Genomic DNA, 25,593 nt, shown 5'->3' on the forward strand with positions numbered 1-25,593 from the left:
AGCATGGCTCCCGAAATAATTAGAAATGGGCCGCCCGCTCAAGTAGCGTCGGCCCCTGTTCGCTGCCTTGTATGGAATGCCTGCATGTCGACCCTCACCGCGACACCCGCCGCTGCCACCACGACGCCCCAGGTCAGCCCTCTGGTCATGCGCGTGCTCGGCGCCTGCGCCCTGGCGCATCTGATCAACGACCTGATCCAGGCCGTGCTGCCGTCGATCTACCCAATGCTCAAGGCCAACTACGGCCTGACGTTTACCCAGGTCGGCCTGATCACCCTGACTTTCCAACTCACCGCATCGCTGCTGCAGCCCTGGATCGGCTACCACACCGACCGTCATCCCAAGCCCTGGCTGCTGCCGGCGGGCATGGTCTGCACCTTGATCGGCATTCTGATGCTGGCGTTTGTCGGCAGCTTCCCGCTGATTTTGCTGGCGGCGGCGCTGGTCGGTGTCGGCTCGTCGACGTTCCACCCGGAAACGTCCCGCGTGGCACGCCTGGCCTCCGGCGGCCGCTATGGCCTGGCGCAATCGACGTTCCAGGTCGGCGGTAACACCGGCAGTGCCTTCGGTCCACTGCTGGCGGCGGCTATCATCATTCCTTACGGCCAGAGCCATATCGCCTGGTTCGGCCTGTTCGCGGTGTTCGCGATCCTGGTGCTGTACGGCTTGAGCCGCTGGTACCGCCACCACCTCAACCTGTTCAAGCTCAAGCAAGGCGGCAAACCGACCCATGGCCTGTCCAAAGGCCGGGTGACCTTTGCCCTGGTGGTGCTGGCGCTGCTGGTATTCTCCAAATATTGGTACATGACCAGCCTGACCAGCTACTTCACGTTCTACCTGATCGAAAAATTCCAGCTGTCGGTCGCCAGCTCCCAGATGTACCTGTTCCTGTTCCTAGGCGCGGTGGCCGTGGGCACCTTCGCCGGCGGGCCGATCGGCGACAGGATCGGGCGCAAGACAGTCATCTGGTTTTCGATTCTTGGCGCCGCACCGTTCACCCTCGCCCTGCCCTATGTCGACCTGTTCTGGACCGCCGTACTCAGCGTGGTCATTGGTTTCATCATCGCCTCGGCGTTCTCGGCTATCGTGGTGTTTGCCCAGGAACTGGTGCCGGGCAATGTCGGCATGATCGCCGGGATCTTCTTCGGCCTGATGTTCGGTTTCAGCGGGATCGGCGCGGCACTGCTGGGCTTGCTCGCCGATAGCCACGGTATCGAATACGTCTACAAAATCTGCTCGTTCCTGCCGTTGGCGGGCATCCTGACGATATTGTTGCCATCGACAAAAGGCGTGTAGGCCTGCCGCTATCCAGGCGGGAGACGCTTAAACAATGTGGGAGGGGGCTTGCTCCCGATGGCGGTATGTCAGTTATAGAGGATGTGACTGAACCACCGCCATCGGGGGCAAGCCCCCTCCCACATTGGTATTTTGTCGTCAGGTGCGTCGCGTGAACCCATTGACGACGATATACAGCAGCGGCCCTACCGACACGAACACCGCCGTCAGCAGGAAATAGGGGATCAACGACGCCACAGAGCGCCCCCGCCCCCGCGCATCCCGGTACATCCACACACACGCCAGTATCGCCATCAGGTACAGGTCAATCACCACCTGCGCCGTATCTGGCCGCGACAACAATTGCTGCCCAAACGCAATGAGCGATTGCTCGGCCGTCAACATGGTAGCCGCGGTATACAACGAAAACCCGAGCAAACCGGCCAGGGCGATATAGGGTCTGGGCATGTTCTCCTCCTTGGAGTGCAATGTGAATCATCAGGCCGCTTACCTTAGCAGTAAGCTGGCACTGAGAAATATCTGTACGTAGACTGCCGCCATACCCCCACTTGAAGGCGGCGAAAAAAACCTGATGCAAGTTACCGAAGTCTCCATTGCCCAATTGCGCGCTGCGCTTGGATCCGGCCAGACCAGCGCCGTTGAACTGGTGCAGGCCTACCTGGCGCGGATCGACGCCTATGACGGCCCGCAGACCGCCACCGCGCTGAACGCCGTGGTGGTGCGCAACCCCGAGGCCTTGCAGGAAGCCGAGGCGTCCGATGCACGCCGGGCAAAAGGCCAGACGCTGGGGCCGCTGGATGGCATTCCCTATACGGCCAAGGACAGTTACCTGGTCAAGGGCCTCACCGCTGCGTCCGGCAGCCCGGCGTTCGCCAAGCTGGTCGCCCAGCGTGATGCCTTCACCATCGAGCGTTTGCGCGCTGGCGGGGCCATCTGCCTGGGCAAGACCAATATGCCGCCCATGGCCAACGGCGGCATGCAACGCGGCGTCTATGGCCGCGCCGAAAGCCCGTATAACGCCGATTACCTCACCGCACCGTTCGCCTCGGGTTCGTCCAACGGCGCCGGCACGGCCACGGCGGCAAGTTTCGCCGCGTTTGGCCTGGCCGAAGAAACCTGGTCGAGCGGTCGCGGCCCGGCCTCTAACAACGGCTTGTGTGCGTACACGCCTTCGCGTGGGGTGATTTCGGTACGCGGCAACTGGCCGCTGACCCCGACCATGGACGTGGTGGTGCCCTATGCGCGCACCATGGCTGACCTGCTGGAAGTACTCGACGTGGTGGTCGCCGAAGACCCGCACACCCGTGGCGACCTGTGGCGCCTGCAACCCTGGGTGCCGATCCCCAGCGTCAGTTCGGTGCGCCCGGCGTCCTACGCCGAACTCGCGGCGGGCAGCGCGGCCCTGGCCGGCAAACGCTTCGGCGTGCCGCGCATGTACATCAACGCCGACCCTGAGGCCGGCACCAGTGAGAAACCAGGGATCGGCGGACCGACCGGGCAGAAAATCCACACCCGCGCCTCAGTGATCGAGCTGTGGCAAGCCGCACGCCACGCCCTGGAAGCCGCAGGCGCCGAAGTCATCGAAGTGGATTTCCCACTGGTGTCCAATTGCGAAGGCGACCGCCCCGGCGCGCCCACAGTGTTCAACCGTGGCCTGGTGTCCCGGCAATTCCTCCACGATGAACTGTGGGAATTGTCGGCCTGGGCGTTCGATGACTTTTTGCGTGCCAACGGCGACCCGGCGTTGAACCGCCTGGCAGATGTCGATGGCCCGAAGATCTTCCCCCACGACCCCGGCACCCTGCCCAACCGCGAAGACGACCTGGCCGCCGGCATGGATGAATACGTGCGCATGGCCCAGCGCGGCATCACGCCGTGGAACGAGATCAGCAGCTTGCCCGACGGCTTGCGCGGCCTCGAGCAAACCCGCCGGCTGGACCTGGAAGACTGGATGGACCGCCTGGGGCTCGACGCGGTGCTGTTCCCCACCGTGGCCGACGTGGGCCCGGCCGATGCCGATGTCAACGAAGCCTCCGCCGATATCGCCTGGAGCAATGGCGTGTGGGTGGCCAACGGCAACCTCGCCATTCGCCATCTTGGCGTGCCTACCGTCACCGTGCCGATGGGCGTGATGGCCGATATCGGCATGCCGGTCGGGCTGACATTTGCCGGGCGGGCGTATGACGATTCGGCTCTGTTGCGCTTGGCGTCAGCGTACGAAGCCACCGGCAGCAAACGCATAATTCCACCGCGTACACCGCCGTTGTCAGCCGGCTGATCACCGCCCCATGTGGGTGTGGACTTGCCCTAATGCCGGTCAGTTAAGAAGTAGCAGGAGCGAGAACTAACTTGTGGCGAGGGAGCTTGCTCCCGCTGGGGCGCGAAGCGGCCCCAAGCAATGGGACTGCTGCGCAGTCCAGCGGGAGCAAGCTCCCTCGCCACAGGTTCGGTGTCGCCTTAACTGACTGGCATTAGGGCTTGCCCCCTCCCACAGGTTCAGCCGAGTTCCACGTCGGCAAATAAGTAATTTCAGAATATTTCAAGAACCCCCTTTCCTTCCCCTGCCAATTTATTGCATGGTTGTACGACGACAGACCTCATCGTGTCGCTCCCCAACAACAATAAGGACTCCCCATGCAAAATCTCAAAGTGCTGATCGCTTTCCTGTGCCTGTTCTCCGGCTACGTTGCGGCCGCACCGGCGCCCGCCGAGAAGGAAGTAGCCCAGGCGGTCGACCAACTGACCCAGGCTATGTTGCACCTGGACCTCAAGCAACTGCATGCGCTGACCGCAGACACCCTCACCTACGGCCATTCCAGCGGCAAGGTGCAGAACAAGGCGCAGTTCATCGAAGACCTGGAAACTCACAAGAGCGCGTTCAAGACCCTGGAAATGCAAAACCAGAGCATCACCCTCAATGGCGATACCGCTCTGGTGCGCAACCACTTTCACGCCCTGGCGGTGAACAGTGGCGTCGAAGTGCCGACCGATATCGATAACTTCCAGGTCTGGCAGAAACAGAAAGGCCAATGGCTGCTGATCGGCCGCCAGGCCTACAAATACTGACCCTTGCCGGTGAGCCGCTCAGCCACGGCTCACCATTGCACTACTTTGCGCACCTTGAGCAACGCCTCACGCAGCGCCGTCATCGACACCGACCCCAACGCCAGGCGCAGCGCATGGGGCACATGGGCCGAGACGGCAAACGGCTCGGCGGTGGAAACGCCAATACCTTCGCGCTGCAAGGTCATGGCCACCTGATCGGCGCGGACATCTTCGGCCAGCGGCAGCCACAAAAAATACGATGAGGGATGGCTGATATAGCTCAGCCCCGTCAGCACTTGCGCCGCCAAACCTTGTCGCGCCTGGGCATCTGCACGTTTTTGCGCCTCCAGCTGCGCAACGGTGCCATCTTCGATCCAGGCCACGGTAATCGCACTCATCACCCCCGGCACGTTCCAGGTGGTGGCCATGACGGTGCGCTCCAATACCTTGACCCAAGCCAGGGGCGCCGCGATAAAACCGACGCGCAAGCCGGTGGCGACACTTTTGGAAAACCCACCCACGTAGACAGTGCATTCAGGCGCCAGGCTCGCCAGCGGCGGCGGTGCGTGTTCGGCCAGGAAGGCGTAGGCGGCGTCCTCGATGATCATCAAGTGGTGCTCTCGTGCAATCGCCACCAGGCGCTCGCGCTGCGCCAGGCTCATCACCCAGCCCAGCGGGTTATGCAGGGTGGGCATGCTGTAGACCGCGCGCACCGGCCGCTTGCGGCACAGGGCCTGCAGGTGATCGAGGTCCGGGCCGGTGGCGCTGGCCGGGATCGCGACGATTTCCAGGTGCAGGGTCTCGGCCAATACCTTGAAGCCCGAATAGGTCAATGCGTCGACGGCGATCACATCGCCAGGGTTGAGCAGCGCCATCAGGGTTACCGCCAGGCCGTGCTGGGCTCCGCTGACCAGCAATACCTGTTCGGCCTGCACCGCCAGCCCGCGCTGCAACAGGTGCTGCGCGACCGTGGCGCGTTCATGCAGGCGGCCGGCATGGGGCTGGTAACGCAACAGCGCTTCCAGGTCGCCAGACAGCGCCAACTGGCGCAGTGCGCCACGCAAAAGCTCGGCCTGGCCGGGCAATGACGGGTAGTTGAAATTCAGGTCGAGCATGCCCGCGGCGACGGGCATCTGCCCACTGCCCTGGCCCGGCGGCAGCGCCAGTTCGCGTACAAAAGTGCCACGCCCGGTTTCACCACTGACCAGCCCCATCGCCTCAAGCTCGGCGTACACGCGGCTCGCGGTGACCAGCGCCAGGCCATGCTCGGCGGCGAGTTGGCGGTGCGTGGGCAGGCGCGTGCCGGGCGGCATTTTGCCCGCACGAATGGCCTCGGCGAAGGTATCGACCAGCGACTTGTAGCGGGCGCGCGGCATTGGCGATGTATCCATGACAATTTTTTGATTGCCTTAATCTTCAGCCCTAGGATGCCGAGTACGCAACTTCCCTTTTCGGACATACCCCTATGGAACGCACCTCGCCTTTCGGCACCCTGGACAGCAGCACCCAAGGCTGGATCAACGGTTTTATTGGCGTGGTGATCTTCAGCGGTTCGTTGCCGGCCACGCGCCTGGCGGTGATGGAATTCGACCCGGTGTTCCTGACCATGATCCGCGCGACGCTTGCGGCCATCCTGGGGCTGTGCCTGTTGTGGTGGTTCCGCGAAAAACGCCCCACCCGCCCGCAATGGGCGCCCTTGGCTATCGTCGCGTTCGGCGTGGTGATCGGTTTTCCGCTGCTCACGGCGCTGGCGCTGCAATACGTGACCTCCGCGCACTCCATTGTGTTTATCGGCCTGCTACCGCTGGCGACGGCGATCTTCGGCGTGCTGCGCGGCGGCGAGCGGCCGCGACCGGTGTTCTGGTTGTTTTCGGGGCTGGGCAGTGCGCTGGTGATGGGTTACGCCTTCGCCCAGGGCCTGAGCGCTGCGCCCGCCGGGGACCTGCTGATGCTGTTGGCGGTGCTGGTCTGCGGCCTGGGCTATGCCGAAGGCGCCAAGCTGTCGCGCAGCCTGGGTGGCTGGCAGGTGATTTGCTGGGCCCTGGTAATGTCGCTGCCCGTCGTCGCGCCGTTGAGCTGGCTGCTGGCGCCCGCGTCGTTCACCGGCATCAGCCTGCCGGCCTGGCTGAGCCTAGGTTACGTCGCGCTGTTCAGCATGTTGATCGGCTTTGTATTCTGGTATCGCGGCCTGGCCCAGGGTGGCATCGCGGCGGTCGGCCAGTTGCAGTTGCTGCAACCGTTCTTTGGTTTGGCGCTGGCGGCGGGCCTGCTGCATGAGCAGGTCAGCCTGGGCATGCTGCTGGTCACGGTGGCGGTGATCGGCTGCGTGGCAGGCGCGAAGCGCTTCGCGCGCTAGCGCTAGGGGCCAGGGGCTGCTAAACAGAAATGGCGTCCGCGCCCGTGGCCGCACGGGTTGATCCTGGTCTACATTTGACGGCAACCGCTAATCGAGGACTGCACCGATGACTCGTCTCACCGCCAAAGACTTCGCTCCCGAACTGCTGGAACTCTACGATGGCTACGCCCACGGCACGCTGAACCGCCGCGAATTTCTCGACCGCGCCGCGCTGTTTACCTTCGGTGGCCTGACCGCCTCGGCCCTGCTCGCCGCCTTGAGCCCCAACTACGCACTCGCCGAACAGGTGAAATTCACCGACCCCGCTATCGTTGCCGACTACGTCACCTACCCGTCACCCAAGGGTAACGGCACGGTGCGCGGCTATCTGGTGCGCCCGGCCAAGGCCGCCGGCAAACTGCCTGCGGTGGTGGTCGTGCATGAAAACCGAGGCCTCAACCCGTATATCGAAGACGTGGCGCGGCGCCTGGCCAAAGCCGGCTTTATCGCCCTGGCGCCCGATGGCCTGACCTCGGTGGGCGGCTACCCCGGCAACGATGAAAAAGGCGTGGCCCTGCAGCAGACCGTCGACCCCACCAAACTGATGAACGACTTTTTCGCGGCCATTGAGTGGCTGATGCACCACGACAGCAGCACCGGCAAAGTCGGCATCACCGGTTTCTGCTATGGCGGTGGCGTGACCAATGCGGCGGCGGTGGCCTACCCGGAACTGGCGGCGGCCGTATCGTTCTACGGGCGTCAACCCGAGGCCAAGGACGTACCCCGCATCAAGGCACCGATCATGCTGCATTACGGGGAGCTGGATGCGCGCATCAACGAAGGTTGGCCGGCCTACGAGCAGGCGCTGAAAGCCGCCGGCACGACGTATGAGGCATTTATCTACCCGGGAGCCAACCACGGCTTTCACAACGATTCGACGCCGCGTTATGACGAGGCAGCAGCGAACCTGGCGTGGGAGCGCACCCTGGGATGGTTTCGCAAGTACCTTGCCTGACACACTCCAGCTGTGGGAGGGGGCTTGCCCCAATGCCAGTCAGTTAAGCGTACACCGCCGTCTGTAGGAGCGAGCTTGCTCGCGAAAAACTCACAGGCACCGCGTTCATTCAGAAAGCACGCGTTATCGTTGACGTTTTTCGCGAGCAAGCTCGCTCCTACAAAAAGCCTTAACTGACTGGCATTAGGGCTTGCCCCCGATGGCGGCACCCGCGCAGGCTTCACCCTAAGTCAATCCGTTACAGGGAAACGAAAATAACATGCAGGAAAAATCCCGTTTTAGCGTACGAAGCCTGCTGATTTCAGCGTCTCTGCTGGTTGCTGCTCCGTGCCTGGCTGCGACCGACCTGCGCGAAGTGGTGGACAGTCGCGTCAAACCGCTGATGCAGCAACAGGGCATCGTCGGGCTGTCGGTGGCCGTGGTGAAGAAGGGTCAGGCGCAATACTTTAACTACGGCGTGGCGTCCAGGGAAGGCAAGCAGCCCGTCACGCAAGACACCTTGTTCGAAGTCGGCTCAGTGTCCAAGACCTTCACTTCAACCCTCGGTGGCTATGCCCAGGCCAGCGGCAAGTTGAAGCTGTCGGACCGCGCCAGCCAGCACTGGGCCGAACTGGCCGGCAGCGCGTTCGATCACATCAGCCTGTTGCAGCTGGCGACCTACACCGCAGGCGGCCTGCCGCTGCAATTCCCAGGTGCGGCCGACAGCGCCGCGACCATGCTCGATTACTACAGGCACTGGCAACCCACCGAGACCCCCGGTACGCGACGCCTCTACTCCAACCCGAGCATCGGACTGTTCGGCTACCTCGCGGCGAAAAGCCTGGGCCAGCCGTTCAATGTCGCCATGGAACAGACCTTGCTGCCGGCGCTGGGCTTGAAGAACACCTACCTCAACGTGCCCGCCGACAAGCTGGGCCGCTACGCCCAAGGCTACGACAAGCAGGACAAACCCGTGCGCGTGGGCCCAGGCGCACTCGACAGCGAAGCCTACGGCATCAAGACCAGCACCCAGGACCTGGCGCGCTACGTGATGCTCAACCTGCACCCCGAGACCTTGAGCGCGCCGCTGCAACAGGCGATCGCCACCACACACAGCGGTTACTACAGCGTCGACGGCATGACCCAGGGCCTGGGTTGGGAATACTACCCCTACCCCATCACCCAGCAGGCCTTGATAGAGGGCAACTCCACACCGATGGCGCTGGAGTCGCACACCGTCAAGTGGCTGCAACCGGCGCAGGCCCGACCGGCCAATGTGCTCTACAACAAAACCGGTTCAACCAATGGTTTCGGCGCCTACGTGGCGTATGTACCGAGCAGGGATATTGGCGTGGTGATCCTGGCCAACAGGAACTACCCGAATGCCGAACGGGTGAAAGTGGCGCATGCGATCTTGAGTGCCCTGGATAACTGACTTGACACATAACCCTATGGTCGAGGCCGGCGTTAACAGTCTTTGACAGTTTCCCGACAAAGCACTCAAAGATTGCGTGCCGCCACGGCCCTAGCATTCGAGCATCCAAACCACCATCCGGGTGCTCTTCATGTTTCGCACGTTACGCGGTATCCCGCTGCTCGGTTGCCTGTTGGGCACGCTCGGTTGCCAGGGGCAACCGCCCGCCCCGCCGTCGATTCAAAAAGGCGATTACGGCGCGATCATCCGCTACCTGCAAAGCCGTATACCCCGTGAGATGGCCCGGGACAATGTGGCGGGCTTGTCGATTGCCCTGGTCAGTGGCCAGGAACTGATCTGGGCCCGTGGCTTCGGCCTGGCAGACAAGGCCCGAGGGGTGCCGGTCACCCCTAACACGGCATTTCGCGCCGGGGGCATCTCCACGTTGCTCACCGCCACGGCGGCCTTGCAACTGGTGGAACAACAGCGCCTGGCGCTGGATGCGCCGCTTCAGCAAACCTTGCGCGAGTTCCACGTACGCTCGCGGTTTCACAGCGACCAGGCCGAGGCGGACCATGCGATTACCTTGCGCCGCTTGCTCAGCCATCAATCCGGCTTGCCCAGCGAGCATTTGCGCGACCTGCGCAGTAACTACGCCATGGGCCAGATGCCGCAACGCGTTTCGGGCGTGTGGCTGAGCAGCCCGCCGGGCTCCCAGGTGGCGTATTCCAATCTGGGCTACGCCCTGGTGGGGGCGGCCATCGAGCGCAGCACCGGCAAAAGCTTCGAGGCGCAACTGCAAGGCAGCCTGCTCAAGCCCCTGGAGATGAACCAGTCAAGTTTCGTCGGCACCGGCACCCAATTGAGCTACCGCGCTTTGGGCTACGAAGAGGGCAAGGCCAGCAACGACGCGCAGGTCCGTGACCTCGCCGCCACCAGCCTGTGGGCCAGCCCCAAAGACCTCAGCCATTACGTACACATGCTGTTCGCCAAAGGGGTCTACAAAGGCAACCGGGTACTGGGCAGCGCTTCGATCGATGAGATGTTCACCCAGCAGAACACCGGCAATGCCCTGGATTTCGATTGCCAGATGGGTCTCGGCTGGTTTCTGGCACCGTGCGGGGATGAACCGGTGGGCCCTGGCATACGGGCCTATCAGCACAGCGGCGGCGGCGATGATTTCGCCGCGCAGTTGAGCATCCTCCCGGATCAGCAACTGGCCGTGATCATCATGGCCAATGACAGCAATGCCGAACAGCTGGTGGTGACGTTGTCCACCGACACCCTGCGCCTGATGCTCCAGGCGCAGACCGGCAAGGCGGTCTGTGCCGACGACTGCCAGGCCCCAAACCACGGCCTCAAGCTGCGCCAAGTGCCGGCCGCAATCGACCGCAAGCGCCTGGCCGGGTTCTACGCGACCTCATGGGGCGTGTTGCGTATCAAGGATGATCACGGGCGCTTATCCGGAGAACTGGGCGGGTGCGATTTCGAGCTGATGCGCGACGATCAAGGCTGGCTGCGCGCGCAGAAAAAAGTTTTCGGCTTCTGGCTGAAAGACCTTGGCGAACTGGGCCGCGTGCAATTGGACGTGGTGAGGGTACAGGGCCGGCAGATCCTCACCGCCCGCAGCCACGGCCAACGCGTTGCCGTGGGCGAACGCATCGAGCCGCCGCCGCTGCCCCTGGCGTGGGCGGACACCGTCGGCACTTACCAGGTGCTCAATACCCACGAGCCCGATGCGCCGCTGAGCGGCGTCAGCGTGCGCCTGGAGGAAGGCTTCCTGGTGATTCGCGGCCAACTGCACGATGAAGCCCTGACCGACTACATCCTGCTGCCCGTCGATAACGCCCACGCGGTCGTAGCCGGCAGCGGCTATGGCCTGGGCGATACCGTCAGCCGCCAGGTCAATGGCCTGAGCGCTTCGGGCTACGCCTTCAAACGTCTGCACTCGCCCCTCGACACGTTGAATTTTTAAAGGAAGCAATCGGGGGCAAGCCCTGATTCCAGTCAGTTAAGAAGTAGCAGGAGCGAGAGCTGACTTGTGGCGAGGGAGCTTGCTCCCGCTGGGGCGCGAAGCGGCCCCAAACAATGGGACTGCTGCGCAGTCCAGCGGGAGCAAGCTCCCTCGCCACAGGTTCGGTGTCGCCTTAACTGATTGGTATTAGGGAAAGCCCCCTCCCACGCTGGCTTGCCGGTGTTTTACGGATACTTACTCGGCATACGCCCAGGTCATCCGAAACGACGCGCCACCCCACTCCGAGTCCAGCACCTGCACCTGTCCGCCATGCCATTGGCTGACCCGCTGGACCAGCGCCAGGCCCAGGCCGAAGCCGCCGGTACGGCGGTCGCGGCTTGAGTCCAGGCGCATGAAGGGTTCAAAGATCTTGGCGCGGCCCTCCACCGGAATACCGGGACCATCGTCGCTGACCTGCAGTTCGTAACCGCTGCCGAACTTGATCAACGACACTTCAACCCGCCGGTCGGCATAGCGAATGGCGTTGCGCAGCAGGTTGATCACCGCGCGCGCCATGAATCGTGGCTCGATGCGAATCACATCGACCTCACAGGTACGCAGCGACAACTGCACACCTGCGGCCTCGGCCTCCAGCGCCACGCTGCCGATCACGCTGTCCAGCCAACTGTGGGCCTCGATGCTTTCGCGGGTAACCTGGGTCGCGCCGCGCTCCAGGCTGGCGTAGGTCAACAGCTCGGAGACCATTTCTTCCAGCTCGCCAAGGTCGGCGTACATATCGGCGATCAGTTCGCGGCTCTGGCGCGGATCGGCCTGTTGCTTGAGCTGGTCAAGCTCGAAGGACAAGCGCGCAATGGGCGTGCGCAGTTCGTGGGATACCGCGTTGGTCAGTTCGCGCTGGTTGGCGATCAGGCTTTCGATGCGCTCGGCCATCTGGTTGAAGTGCCCGGCCAGCGCACGCACGGTGGAGCGACGCGGCAACAGGATGCGCGAGCCGAGGTCGTTGTCGCCAAAGCGCTGCGCCGCCAGGCGGATGTGCTCCAGGTCGCGCCAGTGCGGGCGCACCCAGAAGTACAACACGATGGCCAGGCTCACGCCCAGGAGCCCGTAGGCCCACAGGTACAACCATTTCGGTTCTTCCGGCAACTGGATTTCGAGCAATTGCGGGCCATCGTCGATGGGCGCGAGGAACTTCATGAAGTCCTCGCGCACCACCACTTGGCCGGCCGCCAGTAGTGCCTGTTCGCGCGCGCTCAGGTGCTGGCTGTCGCGCTGCACCAGTTGCAGGCGCAGGCCGTAATGCGGTTGCAACTGATCCAGACGCGCCTGGCGCGCCTCGCCCTGCACCGGCCGCAGTTGTTCCACCAGGGCCCACGCCGGACCGCGCAGGGCCTCGCGATTATAGGTTTCATTGGACTCGGGCATGTACGCGTCCAGGCCATAGTTGACCAACCAGATCGCACCGGCCAACCCGAGCGCGAGGATCAGGTACAAGCGCAGATACAGGCGCAGCATCTACATCTCCCAGGCGAACGGATTGAACAGGTAGCCCTTGCCCCAGATGGTCTTGATGCACACCGGCTCGCGCGGGTTGTCATTGAGCTTGCCGCGCAGTTTGCTGATGTACACATCGACGCTGCGGTTCAGGCCATCGAACGCAATGCCGCGCATGCGGTTGAGGATGTCGTCGCGTGAAAGGATGGTTCCCGAGCTGCTCGCCAGTAGCCAGAGCAATTCGAACTCCATGGTGGTGAGGTCGATTTTTTCATCGCCCAGGCTGACCACCCGGCAACTGCGGTTGATCGACAACCGGCCGAATTCCAGGTAATCGCGTACCGTCGTCTCGGGCACTTGCCGACGTTGCAGCGCCCGCAGGCGCGCCAGCAATACCGGCGGCTTGATGGGTTTGATCACATAGTCATCGGCACCGGACTCCAGGCCCAGGATATGGTCCAGGTCATCTTCCTTGGCGGTGAGGATCACAATCGGTGTGTCGGACACCGCGCGGATCTCGCGACACACATGCAGGCCGCTCTGGCCCGGCAACATCAAGTCGAGCACGACCATTTTCGGTTTGAACGCCAGGAATGCCGCCAAGGCCAAATCGCCCCGGTGCACCGCCTGCACCTCGAAACCATGTTGCGACAGAAAATGCGCGATCAGCCCTGCCAGCTTCTCATCGTCCTCGACGAGCAGGACTTTGCCCAGACCCAGGTTTTCCATAAGTTCTCAGTGTAGGAACGCCGATTGAAAGGCTGGCAGTATAGGTGGCAAGCTGCCCAACGGGAGCCGCCGCACGCAGGGTGCCAGCAAGCTTCATGCTTTTAAGAGTTTTTAACAAATAGCCTGCACTCTTTTACGCCATTCACAGGGAGTTATATGCGCAAGGATTATTTGGCGTTCTTCGTTTCACTGTTCCTGTCGCGGCTGGCGGACCAGATTCTGCTGTTCATCGTGCCGCTGATCGTGTTCCAAACCACCCAGAGTGTGTCTTGGGCGGGCCTGGCGTTCTTTGTCGAGTCACTGCCGCGCTACCTGGCCTTTCCGGTGTGCGGGGCGTTGTGCGACAGGTTTTCACCCGCGCGCATCCTGCATGTCAGCCAAGTGTATCGGGCGCTGGCCTGCGTGGTAGCGGTGGCGCTGTACGGGCTGTTCGACGGTATCCAATGGCTGGTGATCCTGTCGGCGTTGTGCGGGGTATTGACCACCCAGGGCATCATGGCGCGGGAAGTGCTGATGCCGCATATTTTCCAGCATTACACCTATACCAAGACGTTGTCTTATTCGCAGATCGCCGACCAGAGCGGCCTGGTACTCGGGCCGTTGGTGGCGGCGCTGATGCTGGAAGTCTGGGCGTGGCCTTGGGTGGTGCTGGGCATCGCCGCACTGTTTGTGCTGGCGGACCTGGCGATGCTGGCCTGGCAGCGCAACACCCGCGTGCACCTGCAGCCCCATGCGCCGCAGCACCCGGGCCTCTGGCTGCAGCCGCTGCGCACCGCTTTGGGCCACATCCGCAACCGGGTGGAGTTGAAGCGCATCATTACCCTGGCCATCGGTGTGAACCTGATCGTCGGCGTGACGCTGGCCACGTCGGCGGCCCTGGTCACCGGGCAATACGCGGCGGACAAGGACGCCTACGCCCAGCTGCAAGCCGCTGGCGCGGTGGTCACCCTGGTAATTCTATTTTACCTCGCGCGTTCGAGCCTGGCGCTGAAGGTGCTCGGCGGGTTGTCGTATTCGATGATTGCCGTGGGCGCGCTGATCACCGCCCTCAGCCCAGGCGTATGGGTGTACGCCGTGGGCTTCCTGCTGGTGAGCGGTTTCGACAAGATGTTCAACGTGTACATGCGCAGCACCCGCCAGCGGGTGATTCCGGTGCAGGATTTCGGCAAAACGGTGGGAGTGATCACCCTGCTCAACAACCTCGCCCAGCCATTGGCGGGCTTGCTGATTGCGGTGCTGGCAGCGCCGCTTGGCACGCAAACGGTGATTCTGCTGCTGACCGGATTCAGCGCCTTGATCGGCGTAGCCGTGGCCTCAGGCTGGCACGCCACTGTGAAAGCGGAACTCGACGTCGGCTGACTCGATCAACGCCTGCTCGGCCGCCCTCACCCGCTCGATAACCTGGGCGATGTCCTGGGCGTCACCGTACTGGTAGGCCAGTTTCAAGTAACCCTGAAAGTGCCGCGCTTCGCTTTTGAGCAAACCGAAGTAGAACTTGCCGAGTTCTTCGTCCAAATGTGGCACCAGCGCCTCGAAACGCTCGCAACTGCGCGCTTCGATAAAGGCCCCCACCACCAGGGTATCCACCAGTTTGACCGGCTCATGGTTGCGCACCACCTTGCGCAAACCCGAGGCGTAGCGGCCGGCGGACAATTGGCGCAGTTCAACCTTGCGTTTTTTCATCAGGCGCATGAGCTGCTCGTGGTGCACCAGCTCTTCACGGGCCAGGCGCGACATCATATTGATCAAGTCGAGGTGGCCGTGGTACTTGGCGATCAGGCTCAGGGCGGTGCTGGCGGCTTTGAATTCGCAGTTCTTGTGGTCGATCAGCAGGGTGTCCTGGTCGGCCAGCGCGGCCTGGACCCAGGCGTCGGGGGTGCGGCAACCGAGGAATTCGTGGATTTCGGGCAGGATCATCGGGCTCACGGGCAAAGGATCACAAAAGGGCGCCGATTATACCGACCACGCCGCAGACCACCAGCCATGGGCCTTGATGTACATCAAGATGACGGCACGCGTGCAGCAACTATAGTTGTTGCAGGCCCACTCCTGGAGAACCGACCATGCAAGCCATCCGCAGCATCCTGGTGGTCATCGAGCCCGAGCATCCCGAAAGCCTGGCCCTCAAGCGCGCGAAGCTGATCGCCGGGGTCACCGACGCGCACCTGCATTTGCTGGTCTGTGACAGAAAGCATGAACATTCGGCGCTGCTGAGCCTGCTCAAATCCGGCCTGCAGGAGGACGGGTACAGCGTCACGACCGAACAGGCGTGGAACGACAGCTTGCATGAAACCATCGTCGACGTGCAGCAGGCCGAGGGCTGCGGCCTGGTGATCAAGCAGCACTTTGCCGACAGCCCGCTGAAAAAGGCCCTGCTGACCCCGGCAGACTGGAAACTGCTGCGCTATTGCCCGACGCCCGTGCTGCTGGTCAAGACCGCCACGCCCTGGGCCGGCGGCGTGATTCTGGCGGCCGTCGACGTGGGCAATTCCGACGGCGAACACCGCTCGCTGCACAATTCCATCATCGACCACGGCTTTGATATCGCCAGCCTGGCCAAGGCGCAGTTGCATGTGATCAGCGCGCATCCCTCGCCGATGCTCTCCGCTGCGGACCCGACGTTTCAACTCAGGGAAACCATCGAGGCGCGTTATCGCGAGCAGTGCCAGGCCTTCCAGGCCGAATTCGACGTGGATGATGCACACCTGCATATCAAGGAAGGCCCGGCGGATGTGCTGATTCCCCATATCGCCCACCAGTTGCAGGCGGCACTGACAATTATCGGCACCGTGGCGCGCACTGGAATTTCCGGGGCGTTAATCGGCAATACGGCAGAGGTGGTGCTGGATGCGGTGGAAAGCGATGTGCTGGTGCTCAAGCCGCAGACGCTGATGGACCATTTGGAAGAACTCGCCACCCAAGCCTGAGCTAATGAAGATCAAATGTGGGAGGGGCTTGCCTCAAGGCTTTTCTGTAGGAGCGAGCTTGCTCGCGAAGAGCTCAGGCCCCCCGCGTTTATTCAGAATGAACGCGTTGCCTGGGCGTTTTTCGCGAGCAAGCTCGCTCCTACAGGGGCCCCTGTACCGTCAGGTAGATAGCGCATCCTTCAGGAATCCCGGTGCGATATAACGCTGGTAATGCGCCTCGGACAAGATAAAGAACTCCCGATCAATCGCATCGCGCAGGTCTGGCAAGGGCCAGTCGCGGAACTCCGGCAGCAGCACCATGCCATAGGCCTCCAGGTTATTGATCACCCGCGCCCCACGCGCAATCAACTGATAGGCCCAGCAATACTCGGACTGGTGCGGCACGAAGCGAATCTTGCGCTGTTCCAACTGCCCGCGCAGGGTCTTGGGGGCAAAAACCTCGACTTTGCCGGCCATCACCTGCACCAGCAATTGCCCGAGCCTGAGCCAGACCGCACGCTTTTCTTCTTCGTTATAGCCATTCCACTGGATCACTTCGTGGTGAAAGCGCTTGCAGCCGCGGCACACGAGATCGCCGTAGACCGTGGAGCACAGGCCGACGCAGGGGGTCTTGATGGTTTGGTTGGACATGGGCGAAAACACGCAGATCAGCGAAACAGTGCGCCATGTTAGCCCTTTGTCTAAGGTTGATCACCCTGCAAACTTGGTGACGCAACTTACCTTTAGATTTTTTTTGCCGTAGAATCACCCGGCCTTGTAAGGCGCCAATAATCCGCTGGAAGCTGTTTTCAAAGCGTCACGAGCACAGTCGTTCCTTCAGAACGGTGTTGGCGCAGGTTTGACCCAGGTAGGTCAACACTTGCGCCAACCCTCATCAGCTCCGTTCTGCAGGCGTAAAACTTTGAAAGCAGCTTCTGTAAGGACGGTCGGCAGCGCTGGCTTTGCGGCCCAAAAAGCCCCCGAGCGCACGCGTGCCGGTCATTCCTGGATGAGCGTCCCGTGGGACCACTGATGAGGGTAATAACTGTGCTTGAAGCCTACCGCAAACATATCGAAGAGCGTGCCGCCCTGGGTATCGTGCCCCAGCCGCTTAACGCCGAACAAACCGCAGGCCTGGTCGAGCTGCTGAAAAATCCCCCGGCTGGCGAAGAAGAATTCCTCGTTGACCTGATCACCAACCGCATTCCACCGGGCGTTGACGAAGCTGCCTACGTCAAGGCCGGTTTCCTGTCCGCCCTGGCCAAGGGCGAAGCCACCTCCCCCCTGATCGACAAAAAGCGCGCTGTTGAACTGCTTGGCACCATGCAAGGCGGCTACAACATCGTGACGTTGGTCGAGCTGCTGGACGACGCCACGCTGGCGCCTGTCGCGGCCGCCCAACTCAAGCACACCCTGTTGATGTTCGATGCGTTCCACGACGTGGCGGAAAAAGCCCGCAATGGCAACGAACACGCCAAAGGCGTGATCCAGTCCTGGGCCGACGGCGAATGGTTCCGCAACCGTCCGACCCTGGCCGACAAGATCAGCCTGCGCGTGTTCAAGGTCACCGGCGAAACCAACACCGACGACCTGTCCCCTGCCCCGGACGCCTGGTCGCGCCCTGACATCCCGCTGCACGCCCTGGCCATGCTGAAAATGGCCCGTGAAGGCATCGTGCCGGACGAGCAAGGCAAGACCGGCCCGATGAAGCAGATCGAAGAAATGCGCGGCCAAGGCTTCCCGATCGCCTACGTTGGCGACGTGGTCGGTACCGGTTCGTCGCGTAAATCGGCGACCAACTCCGTGCTGTGGTTCTTCGGCGACGACGTTCCCTTTGTTCCGAACAAGCGCGCCGGCGGTTTCTGCTTCGGCAGCAAAATCGCTCCGATCTTCTACAACACCATGGAAGATGCGGGCGCACTGCCGATCGAGTTCGACGTCACCAACATGCACATGGGCGACGTGATCGACCTGTACCCGCATGCTGGCAAAGTCTGCAAACACGGCACCGATGAAGTCATCACCACCTTCGAAATGAAGACCCCAGTGCTGTTGGACGAAGTACGCGCCGGCGGCCGTATTCCGCTGATCATCGGTCGCGGCCTGACCGACAAGGCCCGTGCCGAACTGGGCCTGGGCCCTACCGACCTGTTCAAGCTGCCTGAAGCGCCTGTCGACACCGGCAAGGGCTTCACCCTGGCGCAGAAAATGGTCGGCAAGGCGTGCGGCCTGCCGGAAGGCAAAGGCGTGCGCCCTGGCACCTACTGCGAACCGAAGATGACCACCGTCGGTTCCCAGGACACCACCGGTCCAATGACCCGTGATGAACTCAAAGACCTGGCGTGCCTGGGCTTCTCGACCGACCTGGTGATGCAGTCGTTCTGCCACACCGCGGCCTATCCAAAGCCGATCGACGTGACCACCCACCACACCCTGCCTGACTTCATCATGACCCGTGGCGGTGTATCGCTGCGTCCAGGCGACGGCATCATCCACAGCTGGCTGAACCGCATGTTGCTGCCGGACACCGTCGGTACCGGTGGTGACTCCCACACCCGCTTCCCGATGGGCATCTCGTTCCCGGCCGGCTCCGGCCTGGTCGCGTTCGCCGCTGCCACCGGCGTGATGCCGCTGGACATGCCGGAATCGATCCTGGTGCGCTTCAAAGGCAAGATGAAGCCTGGCATCACCCTGCGTGACCTGGTGCATGCCATTCCTTACTACGCGATCCAGGCTGGCCTGCTGACCGTAGAGAAGAAAGGCAAGAAAAACGCCTTCTCCGGCCGCATCCTGGAAATCGAAGGCCTGAACGACCTGACGCTGGAACAGGCTTTCGAGCTGTCCGACGCCTCGGCTGAACGTTCGGCTGCCGGTTGCACCATCAAGCTATCCAAGGACTCCGTCACCGAGTACCTGAACTCCAACATCACCTTGCTGCGCTGGATGATCGGCGAAGGCTACGGCGATCCACGCACCCTGGAACGTCGCGCCCAAGCGATGGAAGCCTGGGTTGCCAACCCGGAGCTGATGGAAGCCGATGCCGACGCCGAATACGCCGAAATCATCGAGATCGACCTGTCGGAAATCAACGAGCCGATCCTCTGCGCACCGAACGACCCGGACGATGCCCGTCTGCTGTCGAGCGTTGCCGGTGAGAAGATCGACGAAGTGTTCATCGGTTCGTGCATGACCAACATCGGTCACTTCCGCGCTGCCGGTAAGCTGCTGGAGCAGGTCAAGGGCCAGTTGCCAACCCGCCTATGGCTGTCGCCGCCGACCAAGATGGACGCTCACCAGCTGACCGAAGAAGGCTACTACGGCATCTACGGCAGGGCTGGCGCGCGCATGGAAATGCCGGGCTGCTCGCTGTGCATGGGTAACCAGGCACGTGTAGAGCCGAATTCGACCGTCGTGTCGACCTCGACCCGTAACTTCCCGAACCGTCTGGGCGATGGCGCCAACGTCTACCTGGCCTCGGCCGAGCTGGCGGCAGTCGCCTCTACCCTGGGTCGCCTGCCGACCGTCGAAGAGTACATGGGCTACGCGGCGAAACTGGACACCATGGCCAGTGACGTCTACCGCTACCTGAACTTCGACCAGATCGCCGAGTTCCGCAAGATCGCGGCAAGCGCCAACATCCCGGTGATTCAAGCTTAACGGTGTGTTGATGTGATAGGCGCCGCGTATCGCAAGGTACGCGGCGTTTTTTATGCCTGGAATACAAACAAATGTGGGAGGGGGCTTGCCCCCGATAGCAGTGGTTCAGTCAATTCATAGGTGACTGATACACCGCCATCGGGAGCAAGCCCCCTCCCACATTGGATCTCTGGAGTCCTTGCGGGCTGTGTCAGACCTTAAGCCATCAGCGAGTCAACCAGAGCAGAGATAGGCGGCATTTTCATGCCTGGAATACAATCCCAGCAACACCACCAAACACATGTGGGAGGGGGCTTGCTCCCGATGGCAGTGGTTCAGTCAATTCATAGGTGACTGATACACCGCCATCGGGGCAAGCCCCCTCCCACATTTGGTTCTGGGACAGCCTTGGAGATTGCGTCAGGCCTTAAGCCATCAGCGAATACACCAACGCAGTAATCGCCACCAACCCCACCGCCGTGACAAACACATTCGACGCTTGCCCCCGGTACTTGGCCATGGCCGGCACTTTGCGGATGGCGTACATCGGCATCAGGAACAGGATCGATGCAATGACCGGCCCACCCAGGGTCTCGATCATGCCGAGGATGCTCGGGTTAAGCGTGGCGACGACCCAGCACACCACCAGCATGAAGGCGGCGGTCATGCGGTCCAGAGACTTGGCTGCCGGACGGCGGCCGGTCTTCAGCACCAGGCCCTTGAGGCCTTCGCTGGCACCGATGTAGTGGCCCAGGAATGACTTGGCAATTGCCACGAATGCAATCAACGGCGCGGCGAAGGCAATGGTCGGGTTGTCAAAGTGGTTGGCCAGGTACGACAGGATCGACAGGTTCTGCGCTTTCGCCTCGGCCAACTGCGCCGGTGACAGGGTCAGCACGCAGCTGAACACAAAGAACAGCACCATCACCACCATCAACAGGTGCGCGCGGGACAGGATCTGCGAGCTACGCTCGTCGGCGTGTGCCCCATACTGACGTTTCTGGTCTACCGCGAAGGCCGAGATGATCGGCGAGTGGTTGAACGAGAACACCATCACCGGAATCGCCAGCCACAAGGTGTTGAGCAAGGCCGACGGCGCCGGAATCTCACGGGCGGTACTGAGGATGCCGCCCGTCCAATGCGGCACCAGGTACACGGCAAGGAACAGCAAGGCAACGATAAACGGATACACCATCAGGCTCATGGCCTTGACGATCACCTTTTCGCCGCAACGCACCACCGCCAGCAAGCCCAGGATCAGCACAAACGCCAGGACTGCCCGAGGCGGCGGCATGATGTGCAGTTGGTGTTCCATGAAGCTGCTGACGGTGTTGGTCAGGGCCACGCTATAGATCAGCAGGATCGGGAAGATCGCAAAGAAGTACAGCAAGGTGATCAACGCGCCGGCTTTAATGCCGAAATGCTCTTCGACCACATCGGTAATGTCGGAACCTTCCCGGCCGGAGAGTACGAAACGGGTCAGCCCACGGTGGGCAAAGAACGTCATTGGAAAGGCCAGCAGCGCCAGGATCACCAGCGGCCAGAAGCCCCCCAGGCCCGCGTTGATCGGCAAGAACAAAGTACCGGCGCCGATGGCGGTGCCGAACAGCCCAAGCATCCAGGTGGTGTCCTGGCGGCTCCAGCTTGTGAGCATTGCAGGTGTCGTTGCATAGCGTTCATCGACGCTATTGGCCTGATCATTCATCCGGTCGGATCTCCGCATTCACACGGCCGGGACGAGTCAGAAAGACCTGACAGGCAGCGCCCCGACCTCAACAGGGACGCGATTGTCCGGGATTCTCGTGCATAAGCAAAGACTTAGCTGAGGAATAGTTCGGTGGTGCAGCTGTCCCAGCCTGGCATCAGGCGTCGCTGGCCGTGGAAGAAACCGGAAACATCCGTTGACAGTCTTTCACCCACACCAGCATGATCGGTACATGAGCCCTATTCAGTTGTTCCTTACCCGCACCACCACCACGACCGCTTATGGCGGGCCGTGCGGTTGCTGTGGGTGGTTCATCTAACGACACCCTGAAGCACCCAAAGGCCCCGCCAGCGATGGACGGGGCCTTTTTATTGCTCCGCCATCCGGCATTCACCAGGAGCAACACCATGGCAGCCGCCCTTTTGATCATCGACATGCAAACTGGGCTGTACGACGGACCGCACAAACCCTTCGAGCGTGAACGGGTGCTGCACACCATCAACCAGCTGATCCGGCGCGCCCGCACGGCCGGCGCCCCGATTTTCGTCGCACGTCATACCGGACCCGCCGGTTCGCCCATCGCAGCGGGCAGCCCGCTGTGGCAGCTATGGAGAGGCCTGGAGGTCGACGAATCCCGCGATTACCTGTTCGACAAAACCCGCCCGAGCTGTTTCCTGGGCACCGATCTGGCGCAACAATTGAAGCAAGCGCAGGTCGATGAACTGGTGACTGTGGGCATGAAAACCCAGTTCTGTGTCGACACCACCTGCAGAGTGGCGGTAGAGCTGGGCTTCTCGGTGATGTTGCCGGAGGACGCCCATACGTGCATGGATACCCCGGCGTTGACGGCCAAGGCGATCATTGATCACCACAATGAGACGTTGGCCGGAGCGTTTGTGAAGCGCATGCAAGCCGCCGAGATTGGCTTTTGAAACTACCGTAGGAGCGCCAGCTCCTACAGCAACCTACGTTCTGTCTTACAAATCCCGCATACTCATGCGCTCAAGCACTTCAGGAAGAACCTTGCATGACTACCACTGTTCTGGTCCTGGTTGAGACCATCAACGAATACCTGCAAATCATCGAGAGCAATGATTTCCATGTGATCCTGGCACCGACGCCTGTCGAACGAGCCCAGGCGATCAAGGTCCATGGCGGGCAGATCAAGGCTGTGCTCACCCGTGGCCCGCTTGGGCTGTATGCCGAGGAAATCGCCGCGCTGCCGCTGCTGGAGATTATCTGCGTGATCGGTGCCGGCTACGAACATGTAGACCTGCAGGCCGCCGCCAACCGTGGGATTGTGGTGACTAACGGAGCCGGGGTGAATGCGCCGTCGGTGGCTGACCATGCCATGGCCTTGCTGCTGTCGCTGGTGCGCGGTATCCCCCAGACTGACGCCGCCGTGCGCCGTAGTGAATGGCCGAAGGTGATGCGCCCTTCCCTGGGCGGCAAGCAATTGGGGATTCTCGGGCTGGGCGCCGTGGGCCTGGAGATCGCCAAGCGCGCGTCCCTGGGGTTTGGCATGGAGGTCAGCTACCACAACCGCCAACCCCGCGATGACGTGGATTACACCTACTGCTCAACCGCCGTGGAATTGGCGCGCACCTCGGACTTCCTGATCCTGGCCACGCCCGGTGGCGCCAGCACTCGCCACCTGATCGATCGCCACGCCCTCGACGCCCTGGGGCCGAACGGTTATCTGGTCAATATCGGTCGTGGCAGCGTGGTGGTCACCGCCGACCTGGTGGCTGCGCTGGAACAGCGACGTATCGGCGGCGCCGCGCTGGACGTCTTCGACGACGAACCCAAGGTGCCCGATGCGCTCAAGCGCCTGAACAATACCGTGCTGACCTCCCATGTAGCCGGCCTGTCGCCCGAAGCCACCCACGACACCGTGCAACGGGTCGCCGACAATCTGGTGGAATACTTTGCCGGTCGCCCTGTACTGACTCCCGTGACACTCCCGTCGCGCAACCCGTAGCGAATACCCGCGCCGGGGCCGTGCCGCCCTGGTGATTTGCGTGGATCAGGCCCGCTGATCATTCCCCAACACGCTAACCTATTAAGCCGCCCCGACCTTGTCGCTGGGCGGTGACGCGCATTAGATTAGCCAATAGTCCAAGGCCTTTAAAATAAGCAGAAGGGATAAGCATGCCGCTTAACGACCAATCGACCCAGATTCGCCCCGGCGAAGAACTTGATGCCGGCCTGATCGATCCCTACCTCAAGGCCCATATTCCCGGCCTGCACGGCACGCTCAAGATCAGCCAGTTTCCCGGCGGCGCCTCCAACCTGACCTATCTGCTGGAATACCCGGACCGGGAATTTGTGTTGCGTCGCCCGCCATTCGGCCACAAGGCCAAGTCCGCCCACGACATGGGGCGTGAATACCGCATTCTCAACCAGCTCAAGGATGGCTTTCCGTATTGCCCCAAGGCCTACGTGCACTGCACCGATGAAACGGTGATCGGCGCCGAGTTCTATGTCATGGAACGGGTCAATGGGATTATTTTGCGCTCCGACCTGCCGGCCGAACTGGGCCTGGACGCGAGCCGAACCGAAGCGTTGTGCAAAAGCTTTATCGACAAATTCGTCGAACTGCATCAGGTCGACTACACCGCCTGCGGCCTGGCCGACCTGGGCAAGCCCCAAGGCTACGTGGAACGCCAGATCCGCGGCTGGAGCGAGCGCTACGAAAAAGCCCTGACCCCCGATGCCCCGCGCTGGGAAGCCGTGCGCGCCTGGCTCAACGATAAAATGCCGGCCGACCACCCGACCTCCAGCATCGTGCACAACGACTATCGCTTCGACAATGTGATTCTCGACCCGCGCAACCCGATGCAGATCATCGGCGTGCTCGACTGGGAGCTGACCACCCTCGGCGACCCGTTGATGGACCTGGGCAACACCCTCGCCTACTGGATCGAAGCCGCTGACCCCGCGCCCGTGCAGTTGATGCGTCGCCAGCCAAGCAATGCGCCCGGCATGCTCACCCGCCGCCAGTTCGTCGACTACTACGCCGAACGCTCGGGCATCCAGATCGACAATTTTGACTTCTACTACACCTACGGCCTGTTCCGCCTGGCCGGCATCGTGCAGCAGATCTACTACCGTTTCTTCCATGGCCAGACCCAGGACAAACGCTTTGCCCAGTTCATCCACATGAACAAGCTGCTGGAGCAGATGAGCCTGGCGGTCATCGGCAAATCCGCCCTCTGATAACAATCACAAGGAACCCTTCATGTCCAAGACCCACCTGTTCGACCTCGACGGCAAGATCGCTTTCGTTTCCGGCGCCAGCCGTGGCATCGGCGAGGCCATCGCCAAGCTGCTGGCCCAGCAAGGCGCCCATGTGATTGTCTCCAGCCGCAAACTCGAAGGCTGCCAGCACGTTGCCGACGCGATCATCGCCGACGGCGGCAAGGCCACTGCGGTGGCCTGCCATATCGGTGAAATGGAGCAGATAACCCAAGTGTTCGCCGGTATCCGTGAACAGTTCGGCCGCCTGGACATCCTGGTCAACAACGCCGCGACCAACCCACAGTTCTGCAACGTGCTGGACACTGACCTCGGCGCGTTCCAGAAAACCGTCGACGTGAACATCCGCGGCTACTTCTTCATGTCGGTGGAAGCCGGCAAGCTGATGCGTGGCAACGGCGGTGGCAGCATCATCAACGTCGCCTCGATCAACGGCATTTCCCCTGGCGTGTTCCAGGGCATTTATTCGGTGACCAAGGCCGCCGTGATCAACATGACCAAAGTGTTCGCCAAGGAATGCGCCGAATTCGGCATTCGTTGCAACGCGCTGCTGCCAGGCTTGACCGACACCAAGTTCGCCTCGGCGCTGGTCAAGAACGACGCGATCCTGAAGATGGCCCTGGCGCAGATCCCGCTCAAGCGCGTGGCCGACCCCAGCGAAATGGCTGGCGCGGTGCTGTTCCTGGCCAGTGATGCGTCGAGCTACACCACTGGCGTGTCGTTGAACGTGGACGGTGGTTTCCTGTCCTGAGGCCGCCGGGTTTCTTCCGATCGATTTGCGCGTAACCTTGGCGCAGATCGATCTGCCC

The 25,593-nt window shown here is 62.0% G+C and carries 21 protein-coding genes; 14 read left to right on the plus strand and 7 right to left on the minus strand.

Features of this window, described 5'->3' with window-relative positions:
- The first annotated feature begins 84 nt into the window (after nucleotides 1-84).
- Nucleotides 85-1,296, plus strand: coding sequence for an MFS transporter (locus C4J87_RS13825; protein ID WP_124367241.1), 1,212 nt, complete (start codon nucleotides 85-87; stop codon nucleotides 1,294-1,296).
- Between the two features lie 138 nt (nucleotides 1,297-1,434).
- On the opposite strand, the gene C4J87_RS13830 is transcribed toward C4J87_RS13825, so the two are convergent.
- Nucleotides 1,435-1,743 (minus strand): DUF2834 domain-containing protein, encoded by a 309-nt coding sequence (locus C4J87_RS13830; protein ID WP_124367242.1) that lies wholly within the window; start codon nucleotides 1,741-1,743, stop codon nucleotides 1,435-1,437.
- Nucleotides 1,744-1,864: 121 nt separating this feature from the next.
- Here C4J87_RS13830 and C4J87_RS13835 point away from each other — a divergent pair, with 121 nt between their 5' ends.
- Complete coding sequence (locus tag C4J87_RS13835; protein ID WP_124367243.1) at nucleotides 1,865-3,574, plus strand: amidase; 1,710 nt, start codon at nucleotides 1,865-1,867, stop codon at nucleotides 3,572-3,574.
- 356 nt (nucleotides 3,575-3,930) lie between these two features.
- Nucleotides 3,931-4,362: a nuclear transport factor 2 family protein gene (locus C4J87_RS13840; protein WP_124367244.1), complete on the plus strand. Its 432-nt coding sequence runs from the start codon at nucleotides 3,931-3,933 to the stop codon at nucleotides 4,360-4,362.
- A gap of 29 nt (nucleotides 4,363-4,391) precedes the next feature.
- Here C4J87_RS13840 and C4J87_RS13845 read toward each other — a convergent pair whose 3' ends face one another.
- Nucleotides 4,392-5,717 carry a PLP-dependent aminotransferase family protein gene (locus C4J87_RS13845; RefSeq protein WP_124367245.1) on the minus strand — a complete coding sequence of 442 codons (1,326 nt, stop codon included), beginning with the start codon at nucleotides 5,715-5,717 and terminating at the stop codon, nucleotides 4,392-4,394.
- A gap of 89 nt (nucleotides 5,718-5,806) precedes the next feature.
- Between C4J87_RS13845 and C4J87_RS13850 the strand changes: the two genes are divergently transcribed.
- From C4J87_RS13850 to C4J87_RS13870, 4 genes are all read left to right on the plus strand, one after another.
- Nucleotides 5,807-6,697, plus strand: coding sequence for a DMT family transporter (locus C4J87_RS13850; protein WP_124367246.1), 891 nt, complete (start codon nucleotides 5,807-5,809; stop codon nucleotides 6,695-6,697).
- Between the two features lie 106 nt (nucleotides 6,698-6,803).
- Nucleotides 6,804-7,691, plus strand: a complete 888-nt coding sequence (gene yghX / locus C4J87_RS13855) for a YghX family hydrolase (RefSeq protein WP_124363090.1) — start codon at nucleotides 6,804-6,806, stop codon at nucleotides 7,689-7,691.
- Nucleotides 7,692-7,950: 259 nt separating this feature from the next.
- Nucleotides 7,951-9,105, plus strand: a complete 1,155-nt coding sequence (gene ampC, locus C4J87_RS13865; protein ID WP_124367248.1) for a class C beta-lactamase — start codon at nucleotides 7,951-7,953, stop codon at nucleotides 9,103-9,105.
- 130 nt (nucleotides 9,106-9,235) lie between these two features.
- Complete coding sequence (locus C4J87_RS13870) at nucleotides 9,236-11,059, plus strand: serine hydrolase (protein WP_124367249.1); 1,824 nt, start codon at nucleotides 9,236-9,238, stop codon at nucleotides 11,057-11,059.
- Between the two features lie 234 nt (nucleotides 11,060-11,293).
- On the opposite strand, the gene C4J87_RS13875 is transcribed toward C4J87_RS13870, so the two are convergent.
- Entirely contained in the window at nucleotides 11,294-12,571 is a 1,278-nt protein-coding gene (locus C4J87_RS13875) for an ATP-binding protein (RefSeq protein ID WP_124363093.1), read from the minus strand.
- Nucleotides 12,572-13,279, minus strand: coding sequence for a response regulator (locus C4J87_RS13880; protein WP_124363094.1), 708 nt, complete (start codon nucleotides 13,277-13,279; stop codon nucleotides 12,572-12,574).
- Nucleotides 13,280-13,435: 156 nt separating this feature from the next.
- Between C4J87_RS13880 and C4J87_RS13885 the strand changes: the two genes are divergently transcribed.
- Entirely contained in the window at nucleotides 13,436-14,638 is a 1,203-nt protein-coding gene (locus C4J87_RS13885; RefSeq protein ID WP_124367250.1) for an MFS transporter, read from the plus strand.
- Here the strand turns inward: C4J87_RS13885 and C4J87_RS13890 are convergent.
- Complete coding sequence (locus tag C4J87_RS13890; RefSeq protein ID WP_124367251.1) at nucleotides 14,594-15,196, minus strand: tRNA-(ms[2]io[6]A)-hydroxylase; 603 nt, start codon at nucleotides 15,194-15,196, stop codon at nucleotides 14,594-14,596. The two genes, C4J87_RS13885 and C4J87_RS13890, sit on opposite strands and share 45 nt — an antisense overlap.
- Before the next feature lie 146 nt (nucleotides 15,197-15,342).
- Here C4J87_RS13890 and C4J87_RS13895 point away from each other — a divergent pair, with 146 nt between their 5' ends.
- Complete coding sequence (locus C4J87_RS13895) at nucleotides 15,343-16,206, plus strand: universal stress protein (protein WP_124367252.1); 864 nt, start codon at nucleotides 15,343-15,345, stop codon at nucleotides 16,204-16,206.
- A 159-nt stretch (nucleotides 16,207-16,365) separates the two neighbouring features.
- On the opposite strand, the gene C4J87_RS13900 is transcribed toward C4J87_RS13895, so the two are convergent.
- Nucleotides 16,366-16,836 (minus strand): DUF1289 domain-containing protein, encoded by a 471-nt coding sequence (locus C4J87_RS13900; protein ID WP_124367253.1) that lies wholly within the window; start codon nucleotides 16,834-16,836, stop codon nucleotides 16,366-16,368.
- 396 nt (nucleotides 16,837-17,232) lie between these two features.
- Between C4J87_RS13900 and acnB the strand changes: the two genes are divergently transcribed.
- Complete coding sequence (gene acnB, locus C4J87_RS13905) at nucleotides 17,233-19,842, plus strand: bifunctional aconitate hydratase 2/2-methylisocitrate dehydratase (protein ID WP_124368976.1); 2,610 nt, start codon at nucleotides 17,233-17,235, stop codon at nucleotides 19,840-19,842.
- A gap of 406 nt (nucleotides 19,843-20,248) precedes the next feature.
- Here acnB and C4J87_RS13910 read toward each other — a convergent pair whose 3' ends face one another.
- The gene (locus C4J87_RS13910) at nucleotides 20,249-21,526 is read right to left on the minus strand and encodes a serine/threonine transporter (RefSeq protein WP_124367254.1); all 1,278 of its coding nucleotides are present in this window, start codon (nucleotides 21,524-21,526) and stop codon (nucleotides 20,249-20,251) included.
- Nucleotides 21,527-21,933: 407 nt separating this feature from the next.
- Here C4J87_RS13910 and C4J87_RS13915 point away from each other — a divergent pair, with 407 nt between their 5' ends.
- The 4 genes from C4J87_RS13915 (at nucleotide 21,934) to C4J87_RS13930 (ending at nucleotide 25,535) form a co-directional block, all read left to right on the plus strand.
- On the plus strand, nucleotides 21,934-22,458 hold the full coding sequence (locus C4J87_RS13915; RefSeq protein ID WP_124367255.1) for a cysteine hydrolase family protein: 525 nt from the start codon (nucleotides 21,934-21,936) through the stop codon (nucleotides 22,456-22,458).
- A gap of 95 nt (nucleotides 22,459-22,553) precedes the next feature.
- Nucleotides 22,554-23,507, plus strand: coding sequence for a 2-hydroxyacid dehydrogenase (locus tag C4J87_RS13920; RefSeq protein WP_124367256.1), 954 nt, complete (start codon nucleotides 22,554-22,556; stop codon nucleotides 23,505-23,507).
- 170 nt (nucleotides 23,508-23,677) lie between these two features.
- On the plus strand, nucleotides 23,678-24,745 hold the full coding sequence (locus C4J87_RS13925; RefSeq protein WP_124367257.1) for a phosphotransferase family protein: 1,068 nt from the start codon (nucleotides 23,678-23,680) through the stop codon (nucleotides 24,743-24,745).
- 22 nt (nucleotides 24,746-24,767) lie between these two features.
- Nucleotides 24,768-25,535, plus strand: coding sequence for an SDR family oxidoreductase (locus C4J87_RS13930; RefSeq protein WP_124367258.1), 768 nt, complete (start codon nucleotides 24,768-24,770; stop codon nucleotides 25,533-25,535).
- Nucleotides 25,536-25,593: the final 58 nt, after the last annotated feature.

Source organism: Pseudomonas sp. R1-43-08 (genome assembly GCF_003852255.1).
In the GTDB taxonomy this organism is placed as follows: domain Bacteria; phylum Pseudomonadota; class Gammaproteobacteria; order Pseudomonadales; family Pseudomonadaceae; genus Aquipseudomonas.